Origin of the sequence: Pseudomonas sp. 3JA, from assembly GCF_036961705.1 — a bacterium.
Classification (GTDB): Bacteria; Pseudomonadota; Gammaproteobacteria; order Pseudomonadales; family Pseudomonadaceae; genus Aquipseudomonas; species Aquipseudomonas fluorescens_Q.
On record NZ_JBAMDJ010000004.1, the window covers coordinates 206,531 to 219,143 of the forward strand.

The 12,613-nt window shown below is 61.6% G+C and carries 5 protein-coding genes; 2 read left to right on the forward strand and 3 right to left on the reverse strand.

Annotation, left to right across the window (positions count from 1 at the left end; genetic code table 11):
• Nucleotides 1–246 precede the first annotated feature (246 nt).
• Both V7773_RS04980 and V7773_RS04985 read left to right on the forward strand, forming a co-directional pair.
• Nucleotides 247–966: a FadR/GntR family transcriptional regulator gene (locus tag V7773_RS04980; protein ID WP_336072515.1), complete on the forward strand. Its 720-nt coding sequence runs from the start codon at nucleotides 247–249 to the stop codon at nucleotides 964–966.
• Nucleotides 967–1,097: 131 nt separating this feature from the next.
• On the forward strand, nucleotides 1,098–5,810 hold the full coding sequence (locus V7773_RS04985; protein ID WP_336072516.1) for a dermonecrotic toxin domain-containing protein: 4,713 nt from the start codon (nucleotides 1,098–1,100) through the stop codon (nucleotides 5,808–5,810).
• A 282-nt stretch (nucleotides 5,811–6,092) separates the two neighbouring features.
• On the opposite strand, the gene V7773_RS04990 is transcribed toward V7773_RS04985, so the two are convergent.
• From V7773_RS04990 to pepN, 3 genes are all read right to left on the reverse strand, one after another.
• Nucleotides 6,093–8,468, reverse strand: coding sequence for an efflux RND transporter permease subunit (locus tag V7773_RS04990; RefSeq protein ID WP_336072517.1), 2,376 nt, complete (start codon nucleotides 8,466–8,468; stop codon nucleotides 6,093–6,095).
• 43 nt (nucleotides 8,469–8,511) lie between these two features.
• A complete protein-coding gene (locus V7773_RS04995; RefSeq protein ID WP_336072518.1) occupies nucleotides 8,512–9,564 on the reverse strand; it encodes a WD40/YVTN/BNR-like repeat-containing protein in 1,053 nt (350 codons plus the stop codon).
• Between the two features lie 388 nt (nucleotides 9,565–9,952).
• Nucleotides 9,953–12,610 (reverse strand): aminopeptidase N, encoded by a 2,658-nt coding sequence (pepN, locus tag V7773_RS05000; RefSeq protein WP_336072519.1) that lies wholly within the window; start codon nucleotides 12,608–12,610, stop codon nucleotides 9,953–9,955.
• Nucleotides 12,611–12,613 lie beyond the last annotated feature (3 nt).

Sequence of the window (12,613 nt, forward strand, 5' to 3'; positions counted from 1 at the left end):
TTGGCTGTCACACCGACTGTGGCGAGGGAGCTTGCTCCCGCTGGACTGCGAAGCAGGCCCAAAAGCGGCGGACTTATGCAAAAATGATGTGCGGGCTTTCAGATTTTTGGGAGCGCTTCGCACTCCAGCGGGAGCAAGCTCCCTCGCCACACAAGCTCTTCCTCGCCTCAGGGTTTGGCCTGATGAATATCCGCCGCGCCTGCTATCATGCGCAGCACCCCCTCGCACAGGATCGCGCCGCATCCCATGGATTACCGTAAACCCTCCGACCGCAAGAGCATGCACGCGCGCATCGTCCAGGAACTGGGCATGCAGATCGTTTCCGGGCGCTTCAAACCGGACGATAAACTGCCCGCCGAAGCCTTGTTGTGCGAAGAGTACGCGGTCAGCCGTCCGGTGCTGCGCGAGGCCACCCGCGTGCTGGTCGCCAAGGGCCTGGTGTATTCGCGACCGCGGGTGGGCACGGTGGTCAAGGCCCGGCGGGAGTGGCATATGCTCGATCCGGATGTGCTGCATTGGCTGATGCAGAGCAGCCCGCAGAATGAATTCTTCAACCTGCTGACCAGCGTACGCAGCATCATCGAGCCGGCCGCCGCGGCCCTCGCCGCCCAGTTCGCCACCGAGGACGACATCGCTTCCATCCGCGAGGCCTACCAGCGCATGGAAGCGGCACCGACCCCCGAGGCCGTGCTCCAGCCGGACCTGGACTTCCACAGCCGCATCGCCGACGCCACCCACAACGACCTGCTCGCCAACCTGTGCAACATGTTGTCGGTCGCCATCGCCGAAGCGCTCAAGCATTCCAACCAGCGGCCTAACCTCCATGAGCTGGCGATGCCACGGCACAAGGCGATCCTCACCGCCATCGAAAACCGCGATGCCCTCGGTGCGCGCCATGCCACCCTGGTGCAACTGGACGATGCCCGCAGTGCCCTGAACGTGGTGTTGGGCGCCGATCCTTCCTGATATCTAGCCCGGCCCATCCGTGGCCTGGCACACATTCCAGCCGCCGCGGCGGTATCTATATACCGCCCGCGCGAGCCCAGAGGTCGATACTTTTCCGGCGTCATTTCCAACGCCCATGAAAAGGATTTCTCATGACCTCATCCTCCCCGGTTGACAGCCCTTCTGCGCTTGCACAAAGCGTCAGCCTGCAATTTTCCAGTCGTCCGACCTTCGAGCAGTTCGCACAACGCATGCTTGAACAAGCCATCCAGGAAAAGTACCCCACGCTGGTCTTCGATCTTTCCAAGACTCGACTGGCGACGCCCGATCCGGCCTCTCGCGGCTACTTGCTTGAACCCTTCATGCCTCGCGTCCTCGATTACCTGGCGCTGGGCACCCCCGTGGCGTTCGAGGATCGCAATGGGCGTCGCAGTTTCCTGTCCGACTCGCCACCGCGCCTTCTTGCGCCAGATGACGGGAAACTCGAAATGAAGGTCATTGAAAAACTGCTGCTCGAATTGCCCTGGACCGTACCCATCGGACTGGAGGACGCGCTGACTCGCTATTGGAACGCCAACATCGACACCGCTCCGCAGGACGACAGGCAGGACGGCACCAGCCGTTGGCAGTGGCTCAGCGAGGTACTGCGCAACCTTGCGCAGATCCGCAGCCTGCAACAACAGGACCTCACTGGGCAGGCCCGGGAAGCCCTGGGCCAGATTGTCCAATGGCCCGATCGGGAACAACGCTTTCGGCGCCACGGCCAATCGGCCGTCTATGCCTACAGCCTGGAGACCCGACTCACTCGGGACGGCTCCAGCAGTCTGTTGACCAGCAGCGACATCCTGTTGATCCAGTGCAAGAACAACGCGACGCTCTTGCTGCTTTGCAGCCCTGCGGGTGCGGTCCAGGTCTTTGACTCCCTGGAAGCGTTCACTCAGCACTGGGGCGCGCTGATCGCCAGCCAGTACATCGTCGACAGCGTCACCTGCCAGCGTAACGAGATCAGTGGCAATGCCTTCGAGACCCAGGCGGCCCTGATCCTGGAGCAGCAACTGGCCGACCTGCAGGCCGTGCAGTTGCCCGCGCGCATTGGCCTGCCCGACCTCCAGGCGCTCTATAACGAGTTGAGCGACCCTGCCCGCTATCTGCTCGACGCTCCGCGCCCGATGCCGGTAACGTCGGCGCGGATCGCGCCCCTGATCCCCGACTGGTTGAGGCAGGCGTCGGTCCTCGACAGGACGAAAATCCAGCAATACAGCCTCGCCTTGGCCAGCGCCAAGAAACGCAACCAGGGGCGCACCTTTCTCAGTGATATCCAGGACATCAAGGCCTTTGCCGCCGACGCCTTGCTCAAGTGCATGGGACAAGCCAACGACAGCAGTCCGGCGAAGGCGCAAGCCAACCAATACCAGCCCGACGATGTGGAGCTGACCTTCAGCGCGGCGGCGGGCTATCCCGGAACCATCGGCATCGTCGAAAAAAGAACGATGAGCCTGACCGAACTGGCGATCAACAACCTCGTCGCCCGACCTGGCGTGGATCCGGTGCTCACTCATCGCCGGGGCCTGGCGCTGCCGGTGTGGCTGACGGCGGACTTCATCACCCGCAAGGGCGGCTTGATCGAACAGGTGGATATCGGCACGACCTACCCACGTTACCTGCAACAAAACCTGCTGGACGATGGGCCTCGAACCCACGAGCGCCAGCGCATGTTCGCCGAAGAGATGCCCGCCCAGTTGCCGCTGGACGCCCTCAAGCAGATGCTCAACCAGGAAAACGGCATGACCCGCCAAGGCCTGGCGCTGATCGAAGCCCTCCTCAAGCCCGACGCCGATGAGCAGCAGGTCGCAGGCCGCCCCGTCGTCATTCGCCACCTGGCGTTCCTGCGCAAGCCCGAAGCCCACCCCGATACCGTGACGAACATGTTCATCATTGAGCCGGAGGATGTCGCGACGGGCCCGCATATGCTGTATCGCCCGCTCTATACGCCTTCGCTGCAGCAATACCCGACGCGCCAAGCCTTGCTGCAAGCCATCGTCGCCCCCGGAGACCTGCAGCAGAGTGTCCTGGCCTGGATGTCCGACGCCGCCCGCCCGATCTATGCCAATGGCGGCTTCCAGGAGCCCCATATCGTGCGCTTCTACCAGGGCGATGAATTCAGCCTGCCCGAGAAGCCAGCCCCGGCCACCCTGGCGGTCGACAGTGTCAACGACGAGCTGCGGCAGTTCCTGCGCAACGGCGAGCTGATGCAATACCTCTATGGCAGCAACGCGCGGGCCCTGGTCACCCAGGCCGACCGGGATTCGGTTTCCAACAGCGAAAGCCGTTGGGCCGTTCTGCTGCATGGCGGCAGCCTGCTGTTCAATACGCTGCTCTTGCCCTTGCTACGCGGCCCAGCCATGGCCACGGCCTGGCTATGGAACCTGATGGCCAGCGCCAGTCAGGACATTCCGTCGCTGAGCAGCGAAGACGCGGTGACGCGAGAACTCGCCGCCGTCGATCTGCTGCTCAACCTCGGCATGCTCCTGATTCAATTCCCCTCCATCAGTGCGCCGCCTCATGCCCCCTTGCCCGAATCGCTCAAGGAACAGGCGATGCGCCCTCCCGCGCCGCGCATCATCCCGGAGCAGTGGCCCGCACCCGCGCCGCCGAGCATTCATGAAGGGTCGGTGGCCTTACCAGGGGAACGCTTCGGGGACAGCGGCGCAAGCCTTGACCTCAGTTTCGCCAGCGCCCGCCGCCGGCTGACAGCGGAGCAACTCGCCCGCCTGCAGCGCTTTGAGGTAAGCCGCCCGGCGTCCCTGCCCGAGCCGACAAAATACGGCCCCTACACGGGCCTGTACGTCATTCGAAACACCTGGCACGCCCTGGTGGATGGAAAAATGTATCAGGTGACCCCGGAATCGGACGGCAGCGCGATCATCGTCAACCCGCTCGCCCCGCGGGATCCGGCCCAGAACGGTCCCGTATTGCAAGCGGATGCCCGCGGCAACTGGTCCATCGACCTGCGTCTGCGCCTGCGTGGGGGCATGCCGCCCAAGCGCCTGGCCAAACTGCGGGACATCAAGACCCAACGCGCGGCCGAACTGAGCGAGCTTCTGAAGAGTTATTACAAGGACGAGGTCGATCGGCAACGCGCTCTGGACACCGCCCAGGAAGTCATGACCAGGACCCAGGCAGGCAACTTTACCGAGGCGCAACGCGCGGACAAGCGGGCGCGGTTCTACAAGCTGCTTGAGGAGCAGACTGACAGCTATCTGAAGCTGCTGGACAACATGACCGAATATGCCAGCCTCGATATGCATCTCCCCCCCGCCATCATTCGTACCTTGATGGAGAACGTGGTCAACAACGCCCGCAAGGGCTTCTTGATCAACGAATTCGAGCTGACGGCGCTGGACGCCGCCTATGGCCAATTCACGCAAGATTATTCGACCCTGCAAGCGAATGTCGCTGGCAACGTTCTCGACTATTTCAACTACCTGGACGCCTTGAGTGACATCAACGATCGCTCGATCTATTGGCTGGAACTCAGGGATCGTTACCTGGAAGCGCTGTTGAACCTGGGTGCCGCCGGTGCGCAAGTGTTCGAACGCCTGACCCAGGACCGTCCATTGGGTGAACGAACGGCATTGGCCACCAAGGCCCTGCAACTGCCTACGCTGGCGTCACTGATATTCAAGGATCCCGACTCCAATCTTCCCGAGAACCTGCACAGCGTCACCAAGCTGTTGATGGAGCAGGCACGTTCCCAGTCCGACCTGAGCACCTACGAGCTGACCCCATCGGAACAGATCGAGGTCTTGGAAAGCCTGGTCGAACACTATGGCGCGGCACTCGATGCCATGCAGGGCATGAAAGCCCTCAATGCCGCTGACATGGACACGTCCTATTTCGGCAGGCTGTTCAGGCTGGTCGAGGGTCTTTATGAAGAGGCGTCCACGAAGCTGGCCGCCGAGATAAAGCCCGAGCCAGAGCCGCGCAAGCGCCCACCCAAACGCAGCAGGACAGCGGCCGGACGCCCGCAGAAAAAGGTGATCAAGACGCGCAAGAGCGGCGTGTTGATCGGTGACTTGAAGCCGGCTGGCACGTCGCTGCCGATCGAGGTCGTCGAGCTGCGCTCAGAAGTCGACGACAAGTTGCTCGCCACCTATTCGCAACACGACGACGTCTGGGACCTCGTCGAGGTCCAACGACCGGCCCCGGCCCCCCGCACACGCTCGGTCAAAGCGATCAAGGCCGATGCACGAAAGCTGCTCGGGCAACTGGACAACAGTCTGGCGAACGCCGAGCGCTATAAAACCCAGTGCCGCTTCCCTCAGGAAATCGAGGAAATCCTGAGCAATGAGGCGAGTCGCTACCGCAAACTGTCCGAAGAACTCGAAAGAGCCTTCACGGCCTCGAAAAACCCGCGCACCGCAGCCGATCAGACACTGACCGAGCAGCTGTCAAACGCTGTTTCGCGTCTGACCACCCGAGGCAGTGAACTGCGCACCGAATTGAGTCTGAAACTGCCTCCCACCGACAGCAACCTTCGCTACCTGTTCGAGAAAAACCTGGTGCAAGTCGCGAGGCTCGGCGAACGCATAGCCTTGAAAGGAGAGCGCAAGGATTTCCTCCAGGAGTACGCCATCAATGACCGGGACGGCTGGCCGCTCTGGTACGCGCATTTTCATTACGAAACCGCCGACACGCCAAAGGCTGACTTTAGCGTCGCGCATTTGAAAACCAAGGAACAGCGCAAGGAGCACTACCATTCAATGCTGGCCAAGGCTAAAAGCCCTTACGCAGTGGTGAATGTGCATCGAGGACAGATCGGCAGGCCGTTGGCACAAAGCAAATTCTTGCCGTTGGCGCCCTGATCGCGGTGAAAGGGCAAGACGCTGCTCACGTGAGACCAGTGGATCGAACTGCCTGATTCACCCAGCCCATCGCCAAACACAAACCCCGTGGCGAGGGAGCTTGCTCCCGCTGGGCTGCGCAGCAGCCCCAAAAAAGCCTGGAAGCATTCAGCCCGTTACACCGAGGCGCCTGGTTTGGGGGCTGCTTCGCAGCCCAGCGGGAGCAAGCTCCCTCGCCACAGATCATTCCAAGCCCCTTGAGCGGATAGTCTCAAGGTTGCAGCATTGCCATTCAGCCGGCAGTCAGTGGGCAAACAACGAATTGCCCTTCTGCCCCGCCAGTTTCTCCGGCTTGATCAGGAAGCGTGCCAGCGCCGGCAGCAACCACAGCGCGCCGAACATGTTCCACAGCAGCATGAACGTCAGCATCAACCCCATGTCCGCCTGGAACTTGATGGCCGAGAAGATCCAGGTGCACACACCAATGGCCAGGCACAAACCGGTGAACAGCACCGCCTTGCCGGTGGATTTCAGTGTCTGGTAGTAAGCCTCCTGCAACGGCAACCCGGCCCGCAGGAAACTTTCCAGGCGGCTGTAGATGTAGATGCCGTAGTCCACGCCGATGCCCACGCCCAGTGCCACCACTGGCAAGGTCGCGACCTTCACGCCGATGCCCATGAATGCCATCAGGGCGTTGCCCAGCACCGAGGTCAGCACCAGCGGCAGCACGATGCACAACGTCGCCGCCCAGGAACGGAAGGTGATCATGCACATGGTCGCCACGCAGATGTACACCAGGACCAGGATGGTCAGTTCCGACGCCTTGATCACTTCATTGGTGGCCGCTTCAATACCCGCGTTACCGGCGGCAAGGATGAACTCCAGGCCGTCGCGGTTGTTGTCCTTGGCGAAGTCCTGCACCGCCTTCACCGCCCGGTCCAACGTCTCGGCCTTGTGGTCGTTGAGGAACACCAGCACCGGCGCCAGGGAGCAGCTGTTGTTGTACAGGCCATCGGCCCGGGCAATGGAGTTGTTCAGCACGTCAGGGTTGCGCGACAAGGTCTCCCATTTCAGGTTGCCCTCGTTCATGCCCTTGATCATTTGCTTGGACACGGTCACCAGGGAAATCGCCGACTGCACGCCCTCGGTGTTCTGCATCTTCCACATCAGCTCATCGATGGGGGCCATGGCTTCATAGCGCGAGCAGCCTTCGGCCTTGGTCTTGACCATCACCACCAGTACGTCGGAGCTGGTGGAGTAATTGCTGATGATGAAGTTGTTGTCCTGGTTGTAGCGCGAGTCCGGACGCAGTTCCGGCGCCCCCTGGTCCAGGTCGCCGATCTTCAGGTTCTGGCTGTACCAGAGGCCGCCGCCGAAGGCGATCAGGGCCAGGGCAATGGACACCGGGGCGACTTTGGCGCTGGCGAAATTCGACAACAGGCGCCAGAACGGATGCTCACGGGTCGCGTCTTTCTTGCTGCGCTCGACCGCACGCTTGCTGATGCCGGCGTAGGAGATCGCCACCGGCAGCAGGATCAGGTTGGTGAACACAATCACCGCCACGCCGATGGAGGCGCCAATGGCCAGTTCGCGGATCACGCCGATGTCGATGATCAGCAAGGTGATGAAGCCGACGGCGTCCGCCAGGATCGCGATCATTCCCGGCAGGAACAATTGCCGGAAGGTGCGCCGCGCCGCTGTCAGGGCGTTGTCCGCCTCGCTGGACTGCAAGGCGATGCCGTTGATTTTCTGCACGCCATGGGAAATGCCGATGGCGAAGATCAGGAATGGCACCAGCATCGAGTACGGATCGAGGCCGAAACCGGCCGCATGCATCAGCCCCAGTTGCCAGACCACGGCCACCAGGGTGGTGGTCAACACCGCAACGGTACTGCGCATGCAGTTGGTGAACCAGTAAAGCAGGATCAGGGTGATGACGAAGGCCACGCCGAAGAACAGCACCACCATGACCAGGCCATCGATCAGGTCGCCGACTTTCTTGGCGAAACCGACGATATGGATCTGCACGTTGGGGTTCTGGGCTTCGAACTTGTTGCGGATCTTGTCTTCAAGCTCGTGGGAAAATTTCCGGTAGTCGAGGGCGAGCAATTTGCCTTGGTCCTGCGGGTCGGGATAGGACTCCAGCAGCGGGATGTCGATGATGCTCGACTTGAAATCGTTGGCCACCAGGCGCCCGACCTGGCCGGACTTGAGCACATTGTTGCGCAGCAGGTCGAGGCTGTCGGCCGAACCGTTATAGCTCTGGGGAATCACCTCACCGCCAGCGAAGCCCTCCTCCGTCACTTCGGTCCAGCGCACGCTTGGGCTCCACAACGACTTCAGTCCGGAACGATCGACGCCGGAGATGTAGAAGACTTCGTCATGGATCTGGCGCAGGGTCTCCATGTATTCCTTGGAGAAAATATCGCCGTTGGTGGCCTCCACGGAAATGCGCACCGTGTTGCCCAGGTTCGCCAGGTCATTGCGATGCTCAAGCATCTTCTGGATGAAGGGGTGCTCGAGGGGGATCATTTTTTCGAAACTGGTGGACGGCCGGATCAGCGTGGCCTGCCAGAACAGGAAAATGCTGACCAGCAGGCAAATGATGATCACTGCCGGGCGGTTGTTGAAAATCAGGCGTTCGAGAAACGTCGCCTTGTCTTGGTGATGACTGCTCATGGGGTCCGCCTTCTTGTTTTTGTGCCCGTCTTGCAGGCGTGACTCATTTGCTCAGTTCGGCGCCGGTGGACGTGGTGGCGCGTACGCCGCCTTGCCCCGCCAGGATCAGGTTGCCGTTGCCGGCGGTCGTGACGGCTGCCACGGAAATTCGATCCGGGCGATTGAACACGCTGAAGGTCTCGCCGTCGTCGGTGCTGCGCACGACGCTGCCGCCGTTGCCGACAATCACGATGGAACCATCCGCCAGCAGCGTGGCGCCTGACAGGCCGAACTCCAGGGCACCGCGCGCGGCCTTGAGCTCGATCTGATCCCAAGTGCCGCCGAAGTCAGTGGAACGATAAAGGTTGCCGCGCAAGCCATAGGCCAGCAGCGTCGAAGGCCGGGCGGTGCCGATGACCCCGAACAGCGAGCCTTCATAAGGGCCTTCGACCTTTTCCCAGGTCTGGCCCCAGTCGGCGGAACGGAACATGCTGCCAGCCTCGCCGACAATGAACAGCCCGGCATCTTTCACGGCGGCTATCGCATTGAGGTGGAACTGGTCTTCGTTTTCGAGGCGGTCGCTGGCGTCTTCCCAGTGCTTGCCGCCGTCGGTGGTTTCCAGCAGTGCGCCGTAGGCACCCACGGCGAAACCGTTGTTGGCATCCTTGAACCAGACGTCCAGCAGCGGTGCTTCGCGGGTAAGGTCTTCGAATTGCTTGGTCCAGGTGCTGCCACCGTCATCGCTGGCGAGGATCTGCGCGTCGTGCCCCACGGCCCAGCCGTGTTTGTCATCGACGAAAAATACCGCCGTGAGCAGTTGACGAGTCGGCACCTTGGCCTGGGTCCAGGACTTGCCCTGATCGTCTGAATAGACAATGTGCCCCCGATCACCGACCGCCACCAGGCGCTGGCCGGCGTGGACCACATCGAGCATCAGGGTTTTGCTGGCCTTGGCCGATTCGACGGAATAGATGACATCGGACGTCGACGCCGCAACAGCCATCACCGGTGCCGACAACACCGCAGAGCCCAGCAGCGAGAGCGCCGAAGCCAGCAACGCCACTCTGCGCAGCATCGGCGGCCGGCTGCGGCCCACAGCCATGACAGGCTCATTCATAGACCTTTCCCCCATTATTATTGTTAGGTCATTCAACCTTTCAGGGCGCCGTAAGCAGGCTCTGGATGGTTGCCAGTCCTGGAGCATAGTCCTGAAACCTGCAATCTAGAGCCACTTCGGAAGCTGACCTATCCTATCGGGCTTTCGAAAGGTCTGACAATCGACGCCGCGTTATCTTTTGTTAACCAGGGGGATATAGGCCAACGGCGAATAAGAAGACATTCGTGAGGGTGATGAATGTGGCGAGGGAGCTTGCTCCCGCTGGAGGCCGAAGGACTCCCTGAGCTTGGTCCACCCGCCATTCGCAGCGAAAGGGAACCAGGATCAGGCCTGCTTCGCAGGCCAGCGGGAGCAAGCTCCCTCGCCACAAAGGTAAGGCAGTGCCGGTTTATGCCAGGCTCTTGCTCACCACTTCGAACACATCGGCCGACAGCCCGCCGGACGCCAGGATGCGTTCCAGTTCGCCTTTCATCAACGCCTGGCGGGCGCTGTCGTATTTGCGCCAGCGGGTCAACGGTGCCAACTGCCGCGAAGCGATTTGCGGGTTGAAGCCATTGAGCTGAATGACCAGGTCCGCCAGGAAGCGATAACCCGAACCGTCGGCGGCGTGGAAGTTGATCAGGTTCTGCCCGGCAAAGGCGCCGACCAGCGCCCGCACCTTGTTCGGGTTCTTGATATTGAACGCCGGGTGCTCCATCAAGGCCTTGACCCGCGCCAGGCCACCCGGCAACGGGCTGCCAGCCTGGACGCTGAACCATTGGTCCATGACCAATGGGTTGCCCTTGAAGTTTTCCGCAAAGACTTCCAGGGCCTTGGCCTTCTCGGCTTCGAATGGCGAATTGACCAGCACCGCCAGCGCAGTCAGGCGCTCGGTCATGTTGTCGGCGGTGTCGAACTGCTCCAAAGTCGCACTCAGCACCTCAGGCTTGCCGGTGAGCATCAGGTACGACAGCGCGATGTTCTGCAACGCGCGACGGGCGAAATGCTCGGCCTCAGCCACGTAAGGCGTTTTCTTCGACAGGTCGCGGTTGGCTGCGTAACGCAGCCACAGGGCTTCAAACAGGTTCTCGGCCAACTGCTGACGGGCGAAGTCACGGGCGGCATGGATCGCCTCGACGTCAGCCACTTCGCTAATTTCCGTCAGGTAGGCCTCGCTTGGTAGCGAGAGCATTTCGGCGACCATGGCCTGGTCCAGGGACTCGTCCGACAGCACGCTGCGTAGTGCACTGACCAGGCGCGGATCCAGTGCCAGGCTGGCACCCTGCTGATGCTGGGCAATCAATTCCTGCAACACCTGCACCGACAACTGCTGGCCGGCATCCCAGCGGTTGAAGCCGTCGCTGTCGTGCTGCATGAGGAACATCAACTGGTCGCGGTTGTACGGGAAGCTCAGCTTCACTGGCGCCGAGAAACCACGCAGCAACGAAGGCAGCGGCTGTTCGGCGACATCGAGGAAAGTGAAGGTCTGCTGGGCTTCGGTCACCGAGATCACTCGGGACGTGCCGTCTGCCACGGCTTCACCGACCAGGCGCAGAGGGATTTCAGCCCCCTTGCTGTCCAGCAGGCCGAGCTCCACGGGAATCACGAACGGCAGCTTTTCCATCTTGTCCGGGGTCGGCGGGCAACTCTGGCGGAAGGTCAGGCTGTAGGTCTTGGCGGCGGCGTCATAAGACTCGCTCACCGCCAGCCGTGGTGTACCGGCCTGGCTGTACCAGCGCTTGAACTGGGCCAGGTCGACGCCGTTGGCATCTTCCATGGCCTTGATGAAGTCGTCACAGGTCACGGCCTGGCCGTCGTGGCGTTCGAAGTACAGGTCACTGCCCTTGCGGAAACCTTCCGGCCCCAACAGGGTGTGGATCATGCCAACCACTTCCGAGCCCTTTTCGTACACGGTCAGGGTGTAGAAGTTGGAAATTTCGATAAAACTGTCCGGACGCACCGGGTGCGCCATGGGACCGGCGTCTTCGGCGAACTGGTGGGTGCGCAGGTACGCCACGTCCTGGATGCGCTTGACCGTGGCCGAGTTCATGTCAGCCGAGAAACCGGCATCGCGGAACACCGTGAAACCTTCCTTGAGCGACAGTTGGAACCAGTCGCGGCAAGTCACGCGGTTGCCCGACCAGTTGTGGAAATATTCATGGGCCACGATCGCCTCGACCCGCTGGTGCGCAGCATCGGTGGCGGTTTCGGCGCGGGCCAGCACGGCGCTGGAGTTGAAGATATTGAGGCCCTTGTTCTCCATGGCGCCCATGTTGAAATCGTTGACCGCGACAATCATGAAGATGTCCAGGTCGTACTCACGCCCGTATACCTCTTCGTCCCAGCGCATCGACTTCTTCAGGCTGGTCATGGCGTGCTGGCATTTGTCGATGTTTTCCGGCTCGACATAGATACGCAGCGCCACGCTGCGCTCGCTCAGGGTGGTGAAGGTGTCCTCGACGCACCACAGGTCGCCGGCCACCAGGGCAAACAGGTAGGCCGGCTTCTTGAACGGGTCTTCCCAGGTCGCCCAGTGCCGACCGTCTTCGCCCGGGCCGCTGGCAATCGGGTTGCCGTTGGACAGCAGCACCGGATAGCTGTGCTGCTCGGCCACCACGGTGGTGGTGAACTTGCTCATCACATCCGGGCGGTCCAGGTAATAGGTGATCTTGCGGAAACCTTCGGCCTCGCACTGGGTGCAGAACATGCTGCCGGACTTGTACAAGCCTTCCAGGGCGGTGTTGGTTTCCGGGTGGATCCGGACGGAGGTGTCGACCGTGAAGGCCTGGGCCTTGGGGTGCAGGGTCAGGTGGCTGTCGTCCAACTGATAGTCGCCCTGCCCCAGGTCGGCGTCGTCGAGCTTGAGCGAGAGCAGTTCCAGGTGCTGGCCATCAAGCACCAGCGGCGGCAGCCCGGCACCACGCTCGGGGTTGCGGCGCATCACCAGTTGCGCATGGACCAGGCTGTGGTCCTCGAACAACTCGAAGGTCAGGTGCGTCTCATCGATCAGGTATTCAGGGGCCTGATAGTCCTTCAGGTAAATCATCTTCGGCTGTTCGGTGCGCATGGG

Excerpts from the sequence above, each read along its gene's own strand:
- pepN (WP_336072519.1), bottom strand. The coding sequence starts at position 12,610 with ATGCGCACCGAACAGCCGAAGATGATTTACCTGAAGGACTATCAGGCC.
- V7773_RS04985 (WP_336072516.1), top strand. The coding sequence starts at position 1,098 with ATGACCTCATCCTCCCCGGTTGACAGCCCTTCTGCGCTTGCACAAAGC.
- V7773_RS04990 (WP_336072517.1), bottom strand. The coding sequence starts at position 8,468 with ATGAGCAGTCATCACCAAGACAAGGCGACGTTTCTCGAACGCCTGATT.
- V7773_RS04980 (WP_336072515.1), top strand. The coding sequence starts at position 247 with ATGGATTACCGTAAACCCTCCGACCGCAAGAGCATGCACGCGCGCATC.
- V7773_RS04995 (WP_336072518.1), bottom strand. The coding sequence starts at position 9,564 with ATGAATGAGCCTGTCATGGCTGTGGGCCGCAGCCGGCCGCCGATGCTG.